Raw genomic sequence first — 21264 nt, forward strand, 5'->3', positions numbered from 1 at the left:
GTAGAAATCATACTTCCTATGCTAGCGGATAATATAAAAAGTCAAATTCGCACCATTTATAAAGAAATTGCCGCATCTATGCCGCAATTTCGTTCTCGTCGCGAACAAAACTATATGGTAGCGGAAATCTCTAAAACTTTAGCAGGTGAGTATGACAAAGACCGTCGTATTATTGTGGTTGAGGCGGGTACGGGTATTGGTAAATCCTTGTCCTATATATTAGGCACGATACCTTTAGCTATCGCCAGTAAAAAGAAAGTCTGCATTGCCAGTGCAACCGTAGCACTTCAAGAACAATTACTGCATAAGGATCTGCCTTATTTTTTACAACAATCAGGTATTGAGTTTAAGTTTGGTTTAGTCAAAGGTCGTCAACGCTATGTGTGTTTAGCCAAACTTGAAGCCATGATTGGTGCACAAGACAGCTCACAAATAGCCATGTGGCAAACTAAACCCGATCAGAGTCAAATTAATGAATTACAAAAATTACATCAAGATTTTCATCAAAAACGCTGGAATGGCGAAATCGATACCTTAGAGCATCCTATTCCTGATTTTTTGTGGCAACAAATTTGTTGTGATAAGCACAGTTGCCATCGTCAAGTGTCGGCTCACCATAATTGTCCGTTTCATAAAGCCCGTGAAGATGTCGACACTTGGGATGTATTAATTGTTAACCACAGCCTGCTATTTGCCGATTTAGAGCTCGGCGGTGGCGTCATTTTACCTGAACCAGAAGACATGTTTTATGTCATCGACGAAGCTCATCACCTGCCCCTTGTTGCCAGAGATTTCTCCAGTGCGCAAGCGACACTGCGGGGAGCATGTGATTGGTTAGATAAGGCATCAAAAACCTGTTCAAAATTACAAAATCAACTTAAAACCACCCATATTATCGCTCCAGTTCAAGCGATGCTCGATCACGCCACAGAATTAACCAATTTACTGACCCAAGTGGCTCATTATTGTGATACTCAACCCCAGCTATTTGCCAATCCGGAATCTAGGCTTCGTTTTGAACACGGTAAGTTACCGCAATCATTATTAATACAGGCAGAAAATCTTGCGACGGCATCCGGCGCCGCGGTAAAGCAATTTAATAAAGTGGTCTCAGTCTTAAATGAAGCCATCAAAGATGGTGAGGTGCCTAAACATCAGTCGGAAGGGTTATTGTCTGAAACCGGCTTCATCTTACAAAGGCTAGATAACTTACATAAGCTATGGAAGATGATGGCCAAAGAAGACAGCAAAAAAGGCGCGCCTATGGCACGTTGGGCGGAGTTAATTACCGGCAAACAACAAGATTATTTATTTTGTTCATCACCCATAGAAGTCGGCTTTATGCTTGAATCCATGTTATGGCAAAAGGCTGCTGGAGTGGTATTGTGCAGTGCCACGCTGCGGGCGTTAAATAGCTTCAACCATTTTGCCCACCAAGTCGGATTATCAATCAACGATGGCAGTCGCTTTTTAGCCTTACTATCGCCTTTTGACTATGAGAATAATGCAACCTTATTCATTCCTCAAATGGTTAATGAACCTACCAACGATAATTACACCGCCGAACTGGCACAACATATTGTGACATTAATCGATGGTGAAATGGCCACCTTAGTGCTGTTTGCATCATATTGGCAAATGGACAAAGTGGTTGAATTCGTCGAAGGTAAAATCCCTAAGGACCAGCTTTTTGTTCAAGGTGCAATCCCGCGCCAGCAAATATTAACGCAGCACAAAAAACGTTGTGATGAGGGGCTACCCAGTGTTATTTTCGGCACCGGCAGTTTTTCTGAGGGCCTTGATTTACCGGGAGACTATTTAACAAACTTGATCATCACCAAGCTCCCGTTTGCGGTTCCTACATCACCGGTAGAACAAGCTCACGCCGAATATGTAAAAGTAAAAGGCGGTAACCCATTTTTACAGCTGACAATTCCCGATGCTTCACGTAAATTAGTCCAAAGTTGTGGCCGACTGTTACGAAATGAGCAAGATTATGGCCGAGTGACCATTTTAGACCGTCGTTTGGTCACTAAACGTTATGGCAAATCATTAATTGATGCCCTTCCTCCTTTTAGACGTGTTATCGAATAGGTATTGAGTTGGATTTATTATTAGACCCTAGCCATTGGGCTGTATTAGCGGTCATCGGTATTATTGCTGGTTTTATTGACGCCATAGTTGGCGGTGGTGGGCTTCTTTCTATTCCGGCATTGCTGACCGTCGGTATTCCACCACATTTAGCCTTAGGGACCAATAAACTTGCTGCTTGTTTTGGCTCTCTTACCTCAAGTTACACCTTTTATAAACAACATTTATTTACTCCTGCATTATGGAAAGCGTGCTTTTTTGCCACACTGATAGGATCTATTGCAGGTTGTGGTTTAGTGTTTCTTATTGATGCTAAATGGTTAGAGAAAATATTGCCATTGCTGATTATTAGTATCGCGATTTACACCTTATTGAACCCCAAAGCCATGGGCGAAAAAAATATAACTGTCCCCAAATCTCGCTCGCCAAAGTACAAACAGATTAGCCAAGGTTTTATTTTGGGTGGATACGATGGTTTTGCAGGACCTGGTATTGGTGCCTTTTGGACGGTAACGTCTATCTCACTGCATAAGCTCCCTCTACTTCACAGTTGTGGCTTAGCGCGAGTGATGACAGCAGTGAGTAACATTACAGCATTAATTATCTTTGCCTCGGTGGGGCAAGTGCAATGGATGCTTGGCTTGTGGATGGGTGTATGCATGATGGCGGGGTCATTTATCGGCGCAAGAAGCGCGATTCGATTCGGAATACCTTTTATTAAACCAATATTTATTATTATGGTATTGTCGATAGCAGTCCATCTTACGTGGAGTGCATGGGTATGAACACCCAACAATTAGTCTCAATGTTAAAACAGCAGCTCGTGCAGCTTGAACAAGATGCCTTAATTCATGACCAAAATTTGGCACCTTCTCAACGTCAATCATTAAAAGATATTGAACGTTTTAACAGTCAGTTATTTGCCCAACAAGGTGCTCAACTAAGCCCTTGCATTACACAATTACGTAAAGATATCAAACAACTCGAAAAGCAACTTTTCCTTAAATTGGGTAGCAATGTTATCCAACTCAGTTGCGATCGGATTCAAGACCGATTTAGTGCGTTACGCAGAGCCTTGCTTACCACTGACATCAATCTTAAATCCGAACAACAGCGTAAAGCCAGTAATCGGGCTCGATATGCTAAAAAACAACAACAAACAATACAAGACAGTGGCTTTGGTTGGATCGCCAGTAATGTGATGCAAAACAGCCATCAACTCTATGCAGAACTCAATAAACATTTAAATTGGGCAAAAAAAATAGAGCAAAAAATACAACAATTGGAAGCAAATCTTGAATTCTGTCATAGTGATGACAAGATAAAATTGCAAAATGATATCCTATCAACGCATCGTCGTTTAGGAAAATGTAAACAAGCAACCAGTTATATAGAAGAGCGTATTCAACTTTTTGAACGACCTCGACAAATTCACCCACGTTAAGGAGAAACAATGAAATCTTTATTTACCACTAGTGCGCTTTTGGCATTGTTATCGTCATCATCTGTTCTAGCCGCTAATTTGACTATTCCCATGTCTTTTGAGTATCTAGCGCTTGATGGTACAGAGGTTGAAACCAGTATGTTCAACCACCAATCAGATTTAGCGTTAACCAATGGCACCCATAAAATTGCTATTCGTTATTATGATGTGGTTGATGATTCCTTTAGTGATAGCCAAACCTTTGTAAAATCAACGCCTTTAATTTTAACGTTAATGGTGGATGGCGATCATCAATACCAGTTGCAGGCTGCTGAAGGCAAGGTGATCAAAAATCCAAAAGCGTTCGCAAAAAAACCACAAATTAGCATTACTCGTCAAGACAATGGGTCGGTTACTTACAGTGTCAAACAGACCGATTTTACTGACGAATCATTTATGACGAGTCTGTTTCAAAGTAAAAAACAACATGATATTGAAACCTTATCGGCTTCAGCAACGAGTAACGCTAGCCAATCGGTACAAACATTACCGGTAATCGCAGACGTTGCAACAGCGACGATGAGCGCCCCCGATGTCACTCCAGTACCGGCAGCAACGGCTCAGAAACCGAGTCCGGCAAAAGCCGAACAAATGCTGCAGTATTGGTGGTTACAAGCCGATGATAAAACGCGGAAAGAATTTATGGGCTGGGCAATCAAACAACTCTAATCTTGATGTCTATCCCTTTTGTATATCACGCCAGCTATTCACAGCTGGCGTTGCCTAGTACCCATCGTTTTCCAACGACCAAATATCATAATTTATACCAGCATGCGCTCAAACATCACTTGTTGATTGAGCAATGTCGTCATACTCCGATGCCAATGACCAAAGAGGCCCTTTTTCGCGTACATTGCCCGCAGTATGTAGAACAATTTATCAATGGCACCTTAGATCACAAAGCCCAAAGGCGCATTGGTTTCCCGTGGAGTACAGCATTAGTCACCCGTACTTTACACGCGGTAAATGGTACCCGTTTGTGTACCGACTTAGCGCTTGAACATGGAATAGCAATTCATTTAACCGGTGGTTATCATCATGCTCACTATAATTATGGTAGTGGCTTTTGCATTTTCAATGACTTGGTTATCGCAGCTAGATTAGCCATTGACTCAGGAAAAATAGATAAAGTACTCATTTTTGATTGCGATGTTCATCAAGGCGATGGAACGGCGACCCTCACTCAAGGCTGCCCAGACATCATTAGTTGCTCGATCCACTGTGCTCAAAATTTCCCGTCCCGAAAACAGCAATCTGACCACGATATCGATCTCGATAAAGGCTGTACCGATAAACGCTATCTTGAACACATTCAACAAATATTACCTTACTTGATCCGTCTCCATCAGCCAGATCTGATCATCTATGATGCGGGAGTCGATATCCATCAACATGATGACCTCGGATATTTTGCTATTTCAAACCAAGGTATTCTCGCTCGAGATAAACAGGTAATATCAATAGCAAAAATGCATAACATCCCTCTTGCAGCGGTCATAGGGGGAGGCTATAGTCGTAATGAGGCAGAATTAACTCATCGCCATAGCCAATTATTAATTGCTGCAAATGAATCATGGTGACGACTGCATTAAGCCGTGCCAATCAAAAAATGCACCACAGAGTTAACCTCAATACTCTCGACATTAACACTCATGTCGATACATCAAACCGTCTCAATGGAGCGTAATAATGCAATTAGAGATCCGAAACTATTATGAAGTTCTATTAATGGAAATACTCAGAGATGAAGGCTTAATGGAAGAATTGCCAGAAGAGTACTTGGCAGACTTATGCTGTGTCACATTGAATCAATTACCCGTTAGGTACATTCGCCATTTAGTTGATACGTATTTCTTCGAAAATTATCAAGAACTACAGCAGATGAAAACCGAAATAAGTGAAGCACTCGAACGGTCAAGGCAATTCCTCAAAATGAATTTGCAAAAACGTTTAAAAGAAGAAGCCGCAGCACTCGCGGGCGAACAGCCACAATAATCTAACATGTATTAATCGATGTAGAACTGAGCATTAATCATAAAATAATCAATACTTAATAACTATAATTATTCGTTAGACCCAATATGGGCATCATTCGTTTAATCAAAGGATTTATAAATAGCAGATTACGAGTATTAACGTTTGAACGATTTGGTGATTTGGTGATTTGGTGAAAAATGACACGGGGAGTATTGGAGGCTCCCCTAGAGCCGACACCCCGGCACACGAGTCACTTGCTGCGGTTGCTCCCTTCCAGGTCTGGCCGAGTTCACAAGTTATCGTTGCGGGGGGACCCTAGGGTCACCATTGACTTCTGGATCATAAAATATAAAGCTTATGTCTCAGAACGGGGAGATTATCCCCTAACCTATTGGCTTGATCAAGCCTTTATCTTAATTAGTTCTCAATCCTCCACCTAACTGCACAATACTTAACCTCAACCAGAGATAATAGCGGAGGTAAATAGGTAAAGGACAAAATATTTTATATCAAACTTGCCTGATTGTTTGCTAATAGAGCGAATTAACACATCAATAGCCGGTATTTTACAGTTGAATGTCAGGGCGTTAGCAGGACAATGTTTTTTGATAATCATTTTTTGATAATGGTTTTTCATTCCTATCTGCGGTTACTTAGCCAAAACGAACACCCAATAACTTATACACAAGTGAGTCAACCGCGCACATTAGGATTTTAGGCATGATGTCACTTTGTGTCTCAATACCGACTTAATTCTTATCAAGCCACGTTACTCACAAAGGAATAGTCAGATCTTAGTCACAACTCTACACATAATTCAATGAGTAAGTAGTTAAGGTTAGCTAACATAAGATTGAAATAAAATCCGCACACATCTATCTGATAGTGACATGCGAGATAACAAAAAAATGCAGGGAATACATGATGAAGACAAGAATAGTTAGTCCCGCTGCAAAAGCGGTATTGAGTGCAGGGCTTATAGCTTTAGCGCTATCGGGTTGTGGAGGCAGTGATGGTAACAATGGCGAAGATGGTCCAGATGGTATTATCGGTGTCAATATTGATGCAACATCAACGTTAGACGCTACATTTACCGACGCCACTGTCGTCGATGGAAAAGTCAATGTTGCCTTTACCCTTAGAAATGCCAATGGGGTTGCGGTATTAGGGTTAACAAAAGATCACGATCTTCGTTTTGGCATGGCTCAATTAACTCCTGTACAGGAAATGGTCGGTGCTGATGGTGCTAAGGTTGAAGTCGACCGCGGCTATCAATGGCAGTCTTATATCAATACAACAAAGCAAGCTAATGCCAGTTGGATCCCTGATGGTGAAACCAATATTTCCCCATCGGATCAATATCAGGCTGAGGTTGAGGCAGCATCAAAATGTGCTGACTGTTTAGTCGATAATCAAGATGGCTCTTACTCATACACTTTTCAAACTAATATTGCTCAAGTAACTGAGCCAATTAGTATTACTTACCAAGCTGATGACACTCAACGTATTACCTTAGAATTAAAGCAGCCATTAATCACTGCAAATGCCCATTACGACTTTCAACCTTCAAGCGGCTTAACCGAAGGTATTACGTCACGTGATGTGGTATCGATTGAAGCTTGTTATACATGCCATCAACCAGAAAGCTTAGCATTACATGGCGGTCGTCGAATCGATCTTGAAAACTGTGCTTCTTGTCATACGGCAACATCGGGCGATCCTGAAACCGGTAACAGTGTCGATTTCACCTATATGATCCATGCTATTCATAAGGGCCAAGATCGCGTAACCAGTACTGCCGATGGCGATGTAGCAGCACCATACAAAGTGATTGGTTATGGCGGCGGATTACACAATTACGGTAACGTGATGTACCCGCAAAAACCCGCTGCGGATTGCAGTGCATGTCACGTAGAGGGCGCAAACGCTCCCAAAGATGCCGCGCTGTTTAATGCCAATAAAAGTGATACCGCTTGTATTGCATGCCACACAGAGTTAGCGACTCAGCACCATGTTGGTGCCGGCACAAATTGTACTTCATGCCATGTTGAAGAAGGCTATGGTCGCAGTGCAAAAGAAGCTCATGGCGATGTCATGAAAGCTTATAACGAAACCCAAACCATGAAAGTGGTCTTTAGCGATATTACTGTGACTGCTGACAACAAGTTCAGCACTAACGTCAGCTTTACTGACGCAAGTGGCCAGGTCATCCCGGCTGAGTTTATCGACCAAAGCGGCCGAGTGGTGATGGCGTGGGACAGTGACAAAAACTATCCTGCTTATAGCGATGCCAGTTACGATGATCGTCGTCTTAGGTTGAGTCAAGGTACCGCCAACACAGACAATAGCTGGACCCTGGTTTGGGATAGTGTCTCCTTACCAACCGATTACGTCGGCAAAACCTTTGAACTATGGTCTGCGGTTAAAGCCTGTTATAACCATGGTGGTTACGGTAGACCTGAAGTGAAATTGACCGCGTGCAGTACTGATGATGTCCAAACAGTGGAAATCAAAAGTAGCCCATATCATTTTGTCATGGCAGCAAGCGCTGTAGATGATAGTCAGGCCATAGCCTCGCGTCGAAATATTATCAACACTGCAAGCTGTCAAGGTTGCCATAACCAAGAAGTGTATCACTATGACAATGGTGTCAATTGCCAAACCTGTCATACCGCTGATAAGACCCTTAGGAGTGATGACTCTTACCCTGGTGGCAAAAAATCAACCAGTTTTGCCTTTAAAGCGCACGAAGCTGAAGGCCATTACCTCAAGTATGCTGGGGTTAAGTCTGGCACTGTGTTAAAAAGCGACTGTAAAACCTGCCATACTGCAGATGGGATCGAACTTGGTAGAGCCACTGACAGAGTGTGGCGATATGGCGACCTCGAAACGGGTGCCGATATTTGGGTGTCATCAGATACTGGAGCGTGCTTAAGTTGTCACCAAAAGTATCTTACTGACGCCGCCGAGTCTCATATTGAGATAAATGGCGGTATTATTGATGGGATCAGTGAAGGCGATGTTCATAATCGTGCATCTGAAATATGCTCAACCTGTCATACAGTAGATCGCGTCACTAAAACACACGGTTTTTAACCCTAAAATGTAAATAGAATTATCGTTTTATCTTCCAAAGACCTTAGTGTATTACTAAGGTCTTTTTTTTTGTACCAACAATAATCCTCAATAAACTCCGTATTTTATATACCTCTTTATTAATAGGCTGATCGCCATCACACAATTACGTTCGCTTTAAAGACGAGTAGCGGTTTGTAACGTAATCTTAGTGTTGGGAAAATTAATTCCAACGTCAACTTAACTGAATAAGATAATTGCAGAACATACTGCCAGTAAGTTAGACGGATGACCTTTGCAGGGAAAACATGATGAATAAAAAATACACAAAAATGGCATTATTACTTGCTATGTCAGCATCAATGACAATGGTAGGTTGTGGCGGAGGCGATGATGGTGAAGCAGGTAATCCAGGCAACCCTAGTGGCGAGCCGGCTGCAGCGATTAACACGCTGAACTTAGATATTACCAAAGTCACTTATCAAGACGGCAAACCGACGATTGAAGTCTTTGCGACAAATGAACAAGACCTCCCAGTAGCTGGCCTTAAAGACTTTGAAGTTAAAAAAGTCGTTCAGCTCATTCCTGTTGGCGCAAGTGGCGCGGGTAATTCAGCCCAATGGCAATTTATTGGTTCAGAAAAAACCTTTACCGATCATGGTAATGGAAATTATAGCTTTAATGTCAATGTTGAAGGCTTTAATCCAGAGCTGACACAGCGCTATAACATCATTGCAAGTGCATCCACCTTGCAAGATGGCGTTACCGGTGTGCCGCGCACTGAAATCAGCGAAGATTTTGACGGTGAAGGCTTCGAAGCTAAATACACCAAAAACATTGTTAGCGGAGCCACTTGTAATACCTGCCATGCAAAGGGTGAAAGCATTTATCATAGCTACACTGATTTAGAAACCTGTACATCATGCCATACCAACGAACTGGCCATTGAAAAAGACAAGGTTCAAGATGAGTTTAGTCATTTGATCCATAATGTTCACAACAATGCCAAAATGTATGGTCGCAACATGGACAAGAGTGCTGAAACAGCACATGCCATAGTGCAAGATAATTGCACCACTTGTCATGTCGACTCTGAACAACTTAGCGAATCAAGTAACTGGACTCGCATTCCTACCATGGAAACCTGTTCAAGTTGTCATACCGATATTGACTTTAAAACCGGTCAAGGTCACTCACAACAAGTTGATAATTCAAATTGTGTTGCGTGCCATAATGCTAACTGGACAGAAGAGTTACACACTACGGCTTATACTCAGAAAAAAGCATTCATCGATTTATATGGCATGACAGCCACATTGACTGCTAATAAAACCAGCCCTGATGACAAATCAGCAACCTTATCGGTAACCATTTTAGATGCCAACGGTACGGCCATTGACGCCTCAAGCTTAGTCAGTAAAATTCAACGTCTTGAAACAAACACTAACGTTGGGCCTAACTTCCCAATTATGGGATATAAAGCTAGCCCAGGTAGTGGCTTAGCCAAAATCAGTAAAGACTTTATCACAGCGGGTCTGTTACAAACTGATGTAGTGATTGAATCAGGTAACTTGGTCTATAACATTGCATCACTGCCATTTGGCGCAGGCGACACAGATACCGCCTTTAGCTTTATTGGTCTTGAAATGTGTAACGACGGTATCCAAGCCATCGATTGCGCTGACGGCGTAGCGACCACCAGCATGAAAGCTGAGCTCACAGTAGGTACTTTCTCTGGCAACGCACCGAGCTATCGTCACATTGACTCGGTCAATTTTGGCTCGTGTGATAATTGTCATGGCGACACCTTTGAGTTGCATAAAGGTCACCATGCAGGCTTTGTGATGACCGAACAATTAGCTCGCGAGCTTAATGGCGAAGTCACTGTCGGTTTGGATGCTTGTGTGGTTTGTCACACACCTGACGGCACTTATGCTTCCGGTGCTAATCAAGGTGCGATTGAAATGAAATTGCACAGTGTTCATGGCGAGCAAGGCATTATCAAAGACTGTACCCAGTGTCACAATGACTTTAACCTTGATGCATTCAGAGTTAAAGGTGCACTAGCCACATCTGCAGGCCTTTATACCACCCCTATCACGGCGACATGTGCCTCATGTCATGGCTTTGACGAGATTAAACAACATGTTGAGCTCCAAGGTGGCGCAATTGTTAATGGTAGCTATCAAGAAGCCAATGATGCTGCGCAGTTAGAAACCTGTTTCTACTGCCATGCACCCACCATTGAAAACCACACACAAGTGAAACTTTAATTTGTTCATTGAGAGAGAAGCCCTGCTTCTCTCTCATGTTATGACTTATGTTATTAACCAATGACCATTTAAATGGACAAATTAGGAAGTCTACTTATGAAGACCACACATCAAATTAATACAATATTTTTAGCCCTACTCTGCCTCACCGCGTCGCTGTTGGTGTCGAATCCTGTACAGGCAGCAAAATGGGATGCCAACATGACGCCGGCCGAAGTTGAAGCCACGTTAGATAAAAAATTCGCCGAAGGAAAATACTCAACTAAAGGCGCTGACACTTGCTTAATGTGTCATAAAAGATCAGAAAAAGTCATGGCCATCTTTAAGGGTGCGCACGGCTCAATTGACTCTTCAAAAAGTCCAATGGCAGGATTACAGTGCGAAGCTTGTCACGGTCCATTGGGATCACATAATCGGGGTGGTAAAGAGCCTATGATTACGTTTGGCCCAACGTCTACACTCGCCGCAGATAAGCAAAACAGTGTGTGCATGAGTTGTCACCTCGACGACGAACGTGTTGCATGGGACAGTAGCCATCACGCCAATGCTGATGTGGCATGTGCATCTTGTCATAGCGTGCACGCTGAACACGACCCTATATTGTCAAAGCAAACTGAAGTGGAAGTGTGTACCAGTTGTCACACCAGACAAAAAGCCGACATGAATAAGCGTTCAAGTCATCCAATGAAATGGAATCAAATGACCTGTAGCGACTGTCATAACGCCCATGGCAGTATGAGTGACGCAGACCTTGTTCAACCCACGGTGAATGAAACCTGTTATTCATGTCACGCAGAGAAACGCGGCCCAAAGCTGTGGGAGCATGCACCCGTCACCGAAAATTGCGTCAATTGCCATAATCCTCACGGTTCGGTAAACGACGCCATGCTCAAAACTCGCGCGCCACAACTGTGCCAGCAATGTCATGCGAGTGACAATCATACAAGCAATGCTTATCTAGGCAACACCGACATGGGCTCAACGGTAAATGGTAATGCCTTTACTGGCGGGCGTAGCTGCTTGAATTGTCACAGCCAAGTACATGGTTCAAACCATCCGTCTGGTAAGTTACTGCAGCGCTAAGGAGCTAATATTATGAACACTAAATTAAACATCATCACCTTAGCGTTACTCACTAGCACCAGCTTTAGCCTTATGGCTGATGGTTATGGCCTAGCAAATGCTAAAACCGACAATATTAAATATGATGCTTGGAATTGTAAGGCTTGTGCTGTCGAAACAGGTACCACAGGAACTGTCGGTGTTGGTATTGGTTACAACAGTGAAGACGATATTCAATCAGCCAATGCATTTAATAGCAGCAATCAAACCGCGGGTAAAGTTGATGCCGATATAAAGTATCAAGGTGACAATGGCTACCAAGCAAAAGTTGTCGCAAATAACATGGGCATGGACAACGGTCGAATGGAGATTGATGCCGGTAAACTTGGATTATATCGCCTCAATCTAGGCTATCGATCCATTGCAACTTATCAAAGCAACAATGCATTGAGCCCTTATCAAAATATCGGCAGCGATAACCTGACACTAGCGGGTGATTGGGTAACCGCGGGTGCAAGTTCAGACATGCCAATGTTATATAACAGTTTAACCCCATTTGAACTGTCACTAAAACGTGAACTGGCTAGTATAGGCTTTGAATATCAAACCGAATCATTATTCACGACCTACGTCAATTTTCAGCGCGAAGAGAAAACTGGAACCAAAATTGCTTCAGGCAGTTTCTTCAATCAATCTATGATGCTGGCAGAGCCGGTTGATTACACCACAGACATCTTAAACGCCGGGATTAAACTGCGCGGTGATAATTGGTTTACCAGCTTAAACTACAGTGGTTCTGTGTTTAGTAATAACCACCAACAGCTTGGCTTTGACAGTGCCTTTAATCCCACTTTTGGGGCTCAAACCCGAGGTTACATTGCACTCGACCCCGATAACGAAGCCCATACTATTTCACTAATGGGCCAATATAACGATTCCATCACTAGCTTGAGTGGTCGCTTACGCTTAGGCCAAATGACCCAAGATCAGCAATTAACCAGCTTAGGTTATAGCTATTCATTACCAGCTGACAGTATTGATGCCAAAGTCGACATCGCCGGCATGACATTGAAAGCGGTAACCAAACTGAGTCGTGCATGGCGTCTGACTGGCAGTTATGATTATAACGACAGAGAAAACAATACCCAAATTGAGCAATGGACCCAAATTAGTATTAACGATGTAACCGGCAAAGTGGTGTACAACACCCCTTATGATCACACTTCCCATCGAGCCAAATTATCAACCGACTATCGTATTAGTCATGATATTAAGCTTGATGCAGGTTATGACTTCAGACGAGACGAGCGCAGTAATCAAGGCAGAGAAACCACTGACGACAATAACGTTTGGGCGCGTTTACGCCTTAATAGTTTTGATATGTGGGATATGTGGGATATGTGGCTTAAAGGTAGTTTCAGCAAAAGAGATGGTTCTGAATATCTAGCATCTGAATCGTCATCGGCAGAGCAAAATCCACTGCTACGCCGCTATTACATTGCCGACCGCGACCGCACCCAAGTTGAAGCACGCATCAACCACACACCTATGGATAACTTGAACATAGATTTTGGTGTACGCTACGCGTTTGATGACTATACCGACACTCAAATTGGCTTAACTGAATCAAAAGACACTAACTACGATATTAATATTAACTACATGATTAATAATGATATTAATATAAATACATTTTATAACCATCAAATCATAAAATCAGCTCAATCTGGTAGTGCTAATGTTAGTATCGCCACTTGGCAAGCCGATATTGAAGACACGGTCGATGTCGTTGGTGCTGGCTTAAGTTACAATAATTTAATGGATAGTCGTTTACGCCTAGGATTAGATTATACCTACTCTGACTCAGACAGTACTACCCAAGTCAGACAAGGTGTTAGTGGTGACTACGGTGACTATTTTGCCAAAGTACATAACATTAATGTCTATGCACAATATCAAGCGACAGACAAAATGTCCTTACGCATAGACTACAAAATGGAAAAGTACCTTGATAATGACGATGCCAATGATATCGAACCTGATACCATTTGGAACGTGATGAGTTTAGGCAACTTACAGCATGATTATACTGCACACATGATTATGCTTAACGTCCGTTATACTCTGTAAGTGAAATAACCGTCCTATAACGGGTTCACTCACACTGCACATTACGCCAACCTTATCCAGGTTGGCGTTTTTATATCACTTCAGATAATCCATGGATGGGAAAATGTTCGCGAATACTTGATTGAATAAAAACTTGCCACCAGGCCTTTGCTAACATTGCATTAACAAGGTGCATGGCTTGAGATTGAGTTTGGGCAAACTAATGTTTATCTTTCTTGTTCTTCATCTCTATTACCTCGTCTTTATCTCACAAGATGCGCCCTTCTTTTTACTTTTTGAACACATTTGTGGGTCAACAGCCTCCCAATACCTGACCAACATCAGGTATCATTCAGTACTGATATTTATTGCTTAGAGAACTTCATGTTTCAGATTGATACCCAAATTGCGGCTAAAATTGTCAACCGGACCATGAAAATTATTGGCCATAATATCAATGTTATGAATGCTCAAGCCGTTATATTGGGATCGGGCGAAGTCGATCGAATTGGCACCGTACATGAGGGCGCATTATTGGCTATCAGCCAAAATCGCAACGTTGAGATCAGTCAAACTATTGCCTCAAATCTACAAGGGGTAAAACCTGGACTTAATTTACCATTGCATTATCAAGGTCAAGTTGTCGGCGTTATCGGTATTACGGGCGAACCAGGCACATTAAGTCATTATGGCGAGCTGCTTAAAATGACCGCTGAAATGATTGTCGAGCAAGCTAATTTGCAAGAACAACTACAATGGCAAAATCGTCAAAAAGAAGAGTTTATTTCACAGCTTATTCATGCCACCGAACAAGACTTACCTTCATTAAAGCAATGGGCATTACAATTAGGTATCGATTTGAGCTTACCTCGAGTGGCCGCTATCATCGAACTCGACAGTAATAACCCCATGTACCAACAAGATAATCAAGCGTTAAAACAAGTACTGTCTTTATTACAGCATCCTGTACGAGATAATTTAATTGCGATGACTTCGTTAACCCAATTAGTTATTTTAAAACCCGCGTTTTTAGACGGTAAACAATTTGACCCTGAACTTGAAAATCAACGCATCAACAAATTACTCAAACGCTTGCCAGCAAACATGCAATTGAGCCTACATATTTCATTGGGCCATTATTTCAATGGTGATTTAGGCATCAGTTACTCTTACCGCACCGCCAAAGAAACCATGGATATTGGCAAAAAATTACACCCAACAAAAAGTAAATATTTATACCAGGATTACAGCTTACAGGTGCTTTTATCAGGCTTACGTCAACACTGGCGAGGTAATGCGCTTGCCGGACCCTACCTGAAACTCATTGAAGTGGACAAGAATCAACAATTACAAAAAACACTCACCGCTTATCTTGAACATATGGGTGACATACAAACCTGTGCTAACAGTTTGTTTATACATCGAAATACATTACGTTATCGATTAGATAAAATTCAAACCATCACCAATATCGATTTACACAGTTTTAATGGATTACTGAGTCTCTATTTAGGTCAGCTCATCCATCAGCCCAACACTTAACTGTGCATTAGCACAAAAAATGTCTCTTATAATGCATTTATCAGTGCGGATGAATAAAGTAATTTATCGGTAATAGTCTACTATGATGGGTCACTAAACCATTCTAATAAAAATAAATAACGAGTATTCTATGGGACTAATATTGATCTTACTCGGCGTGATTGCGTTCATCGTCATCGCCACTTCTACATTCAAACTACACCCTTTTTTAACCCTTATTTTAGCGTCGTTTTTAACGGCGTTTGCCTATGGCTTACCCAGCAATGAAATAGCGAAAACCATCACTGGCGGTTTTGGTGGCATTTTAGGCTATATCGGATTAGTTATTGTATTAGGTACCATTATTGGTACTATTCTCGAAAAAAGCGGCGCGGCAATTACCATGGCAGATGTTGTCATTAAACTGTTTGGCCAGCGCTTTCCAACCCTAACCATGTCAATGATTGGTTATTTGGTGTCGATCCCGGTTTTCTGTGATTCTGGTTTTGTTATTTTAAATTCATTGAAACAATCGATGGCTAACCGGATGAAAGTGTCGCAAGTAGCCATGAGTGTCGCGCTAGCAACGGGATTATATGCCACTCACACCTTTGTGCCACCTACCCCGGGTCCTATCGCAGCGGCGGGCAATCTAGGGCTTGAGTCACAACTAGGACTGGTCATTGCTGTCGGTGTGTTTGTTGCTGCTATAGCCGCTTTTGCAGGTATGCTATGGGCTAACCGTTTTGCCAACGAACAACCTGACGGCGAAGGTGCTGAAGAACTTAATGCACAACTACCAGACTTTGACGATCTGAAGCAGACATACGGCGAATTACCCAGCCCCCTCAAAGCATTTGCGCCTATTTTTGTGCCTATTATTTTTATCTGTTTAGGAACAGTGGCTAACTTCCCTTCAAAACCGCTTGATGAACAGGGGTTATTTAATTTATTAGTCTTTTTAGGACAACCTGTTAACGCCTTAATGATTGGCTTATTTTTATCTTTACCTCTGCTAAAGAGTAACCAGAAAATCAAAGAATTTAGCGAACGTATTAGCCAAGGCTTAGTGGTATCCGCGCCTATTTTATTGATCACCGGTGCTGGCGGTGCATTTGGCGCAGTATTAAAAGCCACTGAAATTGGTGCTTTTTTAGGCAGCAGTTTATCGGCTTTGGGCGTCGGTATTTTTATGCCCTTTATCGTTGCTGCCGCACTCAAATCAGCGCAAGGTTCATCCACTGTCGCATTAGTTGCAACATCTGCATTAGTGGCACCATTATTAGGCGATATTGGTTTAGCCTCCGAAATGGGCCGCGTACTCACGGTAATGGCCATTGGTGCAGGCGCAATGACCGTATCTCATGCTAATGACAGTTTCTTCTGGGTTGTTACTCAGTTTAGTCATATGAGTGTCAAGCAAGCTTACCGAGCCCAAACAATGGCAACCTTGGTCCAAGGGATCACGGCGATGATCACTGTTTACCTGCTAAGCTTATTTTTACTGTAACTTACTAAATAGAGCCTTCTATGAAAATCGTTATTGCACCTGATTCATTTAAAGAAAGCTTAAGCGCGCTTGAAGTGGCCAATGCCATCGAACAAGGCTTTAAGCTTATCTTCCCTGATGCACAGTATTGTAAAGTGCCAATGGCCGATGGCGGTGAAGGCACGGTACAAGCTATGGTCGATGCCACACAAGGGCAAATTATTAACCTAACAGTAACAGGCCCTTTAGGATCACCTGTTAACGCATTTTATGGCGTGTTAGGACAACTTAACGAGACTGGAAACCAAACCGCTATTATCGAAATGGCCGCCGCCTCTGGTTTACACCATGTGCCGTTAACCCAACGTAATCCGTTGTTGACCACCAGTTTTGGTACGGGTGAGTTAATTGCCGATGCATTAAACCGTGGGATTAGGCACATTATCCTTGGCCTTGGCGGCAGCGCGACTAATGATGCTGGCGCAGGAATGATGCAAGCCTTAGGCGTAAAACTAAGCGATATAGCTATGACGCCATTACCTTTTGGAGGCGCTGCGCTGACCACATTGCATCATATAGATGTTCAATTGCTCCATCCTGCTATTAAGGATTGTGTTATCGAAGTCGCGTGTGATGTCGATAACCCGTTATGCGGACCTCGAGGTGCTAGTGCGATTTTTGGTCCTCAAAAAGGGGCGACAACAGAGATGATTGAGCAACTCGACCTAGCGCTAAGCCATTTTGCACACACCATAACCCAACAGCTGAGCCAATCCATTGATGCTCATTGTCGCTTACATCCAGGTGCCGGCGCCGCTGGAGGCATGGGGTTTGGCGTAATGACAATCTTAAACGCAACCTTAAAACCTGGGGTCGATATCGTCACTAAGAGCGTTAAACTGGCACAATATTGTCACAATGCCGACTTAGTCATTACGGGTGAAGGCCGCATTGACGGTCAAACAGTATTTGGTAAAACCCCAATGGGAGTATTGAATGTCGCTAAGCAACAAAATGTTCCCGTTATTGGTATTTCCGGATGTCTTGGCCCAAATGCAGATGCTATTTTAGCCCAAGGCATGCATGCTATTTTCCCGATCATCCCTGCGCTACAACCATTAGAACAAGTATTATCTGAAGCACAAGTTAATCTCACTAATACTGCCCGCAATATTGCTGCTATTTTATCGCTTTCATTTACTAAAAAGTAATCATATACGGCACAAATACCCACAGGTGTTTGTGCCGTATATGTAATGCTAACATGCTGTACCCTAGGGACTACTGACCATTTTGCGGCGGCTTTGCAAGGTATTAACGCAGCGTCACTAAAGGGGCACACATTACCTAGCGATTTAAACACGTATACCACGAACCGAATTCGACCACAAAAATTAAGACGCTGCGGGAATTTATTGAACTTAATCATCAGCAATAACACGATAAATACTTGAAGCGGAACCAGCCATACAGTAAAGTTAGCACCCTCATTTCATCCTGAAGGTGCGGCGTTAATCGTAAAGCATCAGTCAACGCTAACAGGATGGAGTTTTCATCATTACGGCAAGCAAAATGACTTCGAAAATCCCCCGTAAAGCAAGCGCTTCAGAAGACAGTTTACTGCGCATTTTTACCGCGCCTGAAGCTTCAACCTCGACGTTGAGCATTATTGAGCAGAAATTGTCACAAGACCTTGCTGGTTTTTTAGGCAACAGCATCGCCGCACTGGAAAAGCCTCTTTCAGAAATTGAAACCGATTTTAACGCTTATCAGATCCCCTCCGATCCTAAATTTGTCTCTGATTATGCAGACGAAATCATGCAAAATTTAGTCGCGCATTCAGTCCATACCGCGGCGCCCAGTTTTATTGGTCATATGACCTCAGCATTACCTTATTTTGTGTTGCCATTGTCGAAGATCATGGTGGGACTGAACCAAAATCTGGTTAAAATCGAGACATCAAAAGCTTTTACTCCGTTAGAGCGCCAAGTATTAGGCATGATGCATCATTTGGTGTATCAACAATCAGATGATTTTTATCATCAATGGATGCACAGCGCTAATCATTCGCTCGGGGCATTTTGCTCAGGGGGCACCGTTGCTAACATTACCGCACTGTGGATTGCCCGAAACCGCTTATTACAACCTAGCGGCGAATTTAAAGGTATTACTCGTGAAGGAATGACTAAAGCACTTCGCTTTTATGGCTATGATGACCTTGCCATTTTAGTGTCCGATCGGGGGCATTATTCTTTGGGTAAGAGCGCAGACTTATTAGGTATTGGCCGAGATAATATCATTAGCATCGCAACGGATGAACATCATAAAGTCGATGTTGTCGCGATGCGTGAGACCGCGGCTAAACTGGCACAGCAGAATATTAAAGTGATGGCTATTGTGGGCGTAGCCGGCACGACCGAAACCGGTAATGTCGATCCATTAACTGAGTTAGCCGCTTTAGCCAGCGAGTTAAATTGCCATTTTCATGTTGATGCCGCTTGGGGCGGCGCCAGTTTATTATCCAATAAATATCGTCACCTGCTTAACGGCATTGAGTTAGCAGACTCTGTCACTATCGATGCTCATAAGCAAATGTATGTTCCAATGGGTGCCGGCATGGTGTTGTTTAAAGACCCAGAACTGGCCAAAGCCATTGTGCATCATGCTGAATATATCTTACGCGTGGGTTCAAAAGATTTAGGCAGTCAAACGCTAGAAGGCTCTCGCCCAGGCATGGCAATGCTCGTGCATGCTTGCTTGCAGATCATTGGTCGTGATGGTTATGAAATCCTCATCAATAACAGCCTAGAAAAAGCCCGTTATTTTGCTTCAATTATCGACCGACATGTGGATTTTGAACTCGTCACCGTCCCAGAGTTGTGTTTGCTGACCTATCGTTATGTGCCGGCATCGGTACAAGCAATATTAACGACAGCCATATCAAACCACGACACTGAATTGGTTGCAAAAATCAACGAACTACTGGATGGATTAACGCAATTTATTCAAAAGCATCAACGTGAACAAGGTAAATCATTTGTATCACGCACACGGATTAAACCGGCAAAATACTTCCGCCAACAGACGACGGTATTTAGAGTGGTATTAGCCAACCCGTTAACCAGCCATCAGATTTTGCACGACGTACTGACAGAACAAGTTGAGATAGCAGCATTAGACAGCGAATATTTACCCCAGCTGTTGGCGTTATAGTGTTAGCTTAAAAGTGCTCAGGTTAAGCACTCATATTAAATAAGTTGCGTTATTCATTACAAATCAGAAATGTGTTTGAGATATTGATTAACTCAGCTTATTTGGCATTGGTTAAGTTTGATTGATAACGCAGCTTCATTATTACTCATTGCCTGCAGCAGGTGATCTACAGGACGTAACGAATGTCGCGATCACAGGGATGTGAATGAGCGATCTTAGTGCAGATGATTTAACTATCTTCGATTTAACCTCATGGTTGTCTGGAGGTGAAATCTATACAAGAACATGATAAAAAATAATCAGCTAACTCATTTTTGGACGTGCGACCTGAGGTCGTATGAAGCGCTGTTCACCGCGATAAGAGTGAACCATCTGTATCACCAGATGCCCCTAAGACTCTGAATAAAGTAGCGGCTCTGACAATGTAACGAAATTCGGTTTTATACCGAATGGGATCTGAATCGTGAGAGAACGATCCTCCTGATAACCACAAATCGGGTGTGCGACGTGAAGTCGTATGAAGCGCTGTTCACCGCTTTGAGTGAACCATCTGTATCACCAGATGACCCTAAGGCTCTGAATAAAGTAGCGGGCCTGACAACGTAACAAAGTTCAGTACCATACTGAGCGGGAGCTGAATCGTGAGAGGACGCTCCTCCTGATAACCACAATCGGGTGAGTGCTAGGGAGTCAGTACGACGAACATATGTGAATCCGCGGAAGGTGCGTTACTGTGGAAGCAGCGGAAGTGGTTTATACGCTGTGGCCAAAATGGCATGGGAGCTGGAAAGGGATTATCCGATGCCCTTTCGTGATCGAAATGCTCTCCGCACTATTGCGGGCGTCTACCCTGACATTGCACGGCATACGGAACAGGGTAAGCCTGTATCACTCCCAACTGGGAAAGCTGTTTGCGAAGAGAGCCGATAGTGATGCAGGTATAGGAGGCTGGAGAAAGCCAAGGTTGTGTT

Annotated in this window: 14 protein-coding genes and 1 other RNA gene; 14 read left to right on the forward strand and 1 reads right to left on the reverse strand. The window is 42.9% G+C overall.

The genetic code is table 11. The features are described 5' to 3' along the window. Nucleotides 1-18: 18 nt before the first annotated feature. From dinG to AAEY93_RS02890, 6 genes are all read left to right on the forward strand, one after another. The gene (gene dinG, locus AAEY93_RS02865; protein WP_101034627.1) at nt 19-2094 is read left to right on the forward strand and encodes an ATP-dependent DNA helicase DinG; all 2076 of its coding nucleotides are present in this window, start codon (nt 19-21) and stop codon (nt 2092-2094) included. An 8-nt stretch (nt 2095-2102) separates the two neighbouring features. Further along, entirely contained in the window at nt 2103-2876 is a 774-nt protein-coding gene (locus tag AAEY93_RS02870; protein ID WP_124013399.1) for a TSUP family transporter, read from the forward strand. Then, nucleotides 2873-3535 carry a primosomal replication protein gene (locus AAEY93_RS02875; protein WP_101030287.1) on the forward strand — a complete coding sequence of 221 codons (663 nt, stop codon included), beginning with the start codon at nt 2873-2875 and terminating at the stop codon, nt 3533-3535. Before AAEY93_RS02870 ends, AAEY93_RS02875 begins: the two co-directional genes overlap by 4 nt. A gap of 9 nt (nt 3536-3544) precedes the next feature. Continuing rightward, nucleotides 3545-4243: a DUF2057 domain-containing protein gene (locus AAEY93_RS02880; RefSeq protein ID WP_124013400.1), complete on the forward strand. Its 699-nt coding sequence runs from the start codon at nt 3545-3547 to the stop codon at nt 4241-4243. Between the two features lie 2 nt (nt 4244-4245). Continuing rightward, on the forward strand, nt 4246-5154 hold the full coding sequence (locus tag AAEY93_RS02885) for a histone deacetylase family protein (protein WP_164839465.1): 909 nt from the start codon (nt 4246-4248) through the stop codon (nt 5152-5154). Nucleotides 5155-5263: 109 nt separating this feature from the next. Continuing rightward, a complete protein-coding gene (locus AAEY93_RS02890; protein WP_124013402.1) occupies nt 5264-5569 on the forward strand; it encodes a late competence development ComFB family protein in 306 nt (101 codons plus the stop codon). A 203-nt stretch (nt 5570-5772) separates the two neighbouring features. Here AAEY93_RS02890 and ffs read toward each other — a convergent pair. Next, an RNA gene (gene ffs / locus AAEY93_RS02895) (signal recognition particle sRNA small type) lies at nt 5773-5870 on the reverse strand. 602 nt (nt 5871-6472) lie between these two features. Between ffs and AAEY93_RS02900 the strand changes: the two genes are divergently transcribed. From AAEY93_RS02900 to panP, 8 genes are all read left to right on the forward strand, one after another. Beyond that, complete coding sequence (locus tag AAEY93_RS02900; protein ID WP_351074852.1) at nt 6473-8647, forward strand: OmcA/MtrC family decaheme c-type cytochrome; 2175 nt, start codon at nt 6473-6475, stop codon at nt 8645-8647. A 287-nt stretch (nt 8648-8934) separates the two neighbouring features. Further along, nucleotides 8935-10899, forward strand: coding sequence for an OmcA/MtrC family decaheme c-type cytochrome (locus AAEY93_RS02905; RefSeq protein ID WP_124013404.1), 1965 nt, complete (start codon nt 8935-8937; stop codon nt 10897-10899). Nucleotides 10900-10995: 96 nt separating this feature from the next. Beyond that, complete coding sequence (locus tag AAEY93_RS02910; RefSeq protein WP_124013405.1) at nt 10996-11982, forward strand: DmsE family decaheme c-type cytochrome; 987 nt, start codon at nt 10996-10998, stop codon at nt 11980-11982. Between the two features lie 12 nt (nt 11983-11994). Further along, nucleotides 11995-14091, forward strand: coding sequence for an MtrB/PioB family decaheme-associated outer membrane protein (locus AAEY93_RS02915; RefSeq protein WP_351074855.1), 2097 nt, complete (start codon nt 11995-11997; stop codon nt 14089-14091). A 363-nt stretch (nt 14092-14454) separates the two neighbouring features. After that, nucleotides 14455-15612 carry a sugar diacid recognition domain-containing protein gene (locus AAEY93_RS02920; RefSeq protein WP_124013407.1) on the forward strand — a complete coding sequence of 386 codons (1158 nt, stop codon included), beginning with the start codon at nt 14455-14457 and terminating at the stop codon, nt 15610-15612. A gap of 130 nt (nt 15613-15742) precedes the next feature. Then, nucleotides 15743-17101 carry a GntP family permease gene (locus AAEY93_RS02925; RefSeq protein ID WP_101030278.1) on the forward strand — a complete coding sequence of 453 codons (1359 nt, stop codon included), beginning with the start codon at nt 15743-15745 and terminating at the stop codon, nt 17099-17101. Nucleotides 17102-17121: 20 nt separating this feature from the next. Next, entirely contained in the window at nt 17122-18291 is a 1170-nt protein-coding gene (locus AAEY93_RS02930) for a glycerate kinase family protein (protein WP_351074858.1), read from the forward strand. Nucleotides 18292-18652: 361 nt separating this feature from the next. Beyond that, entirely contained in the window at nt 18653-20293 is a 1641-nt protein-coding gene (panP, locus tag AAEY93_RS02935) for a pyridoxal-dependent aspartate 1-decarboxylase PanP (RefSeq protein WP_351074860.1), read from the forward strand. Nucleotides 20294-21264: the final 971 nt, after the last annotated feature.

The organism is Shewanella sp. CAL98-MNA-CIBAN-0140, from assembly GCF_040309905.1.
Classification (GTDB): domain Bacteria; phylum Pseudomonadota; class Gammaproteobacteria; order Enterobacterales; family Shewanellaceae; genus Shewanella; species Shewanella psychromarinicola.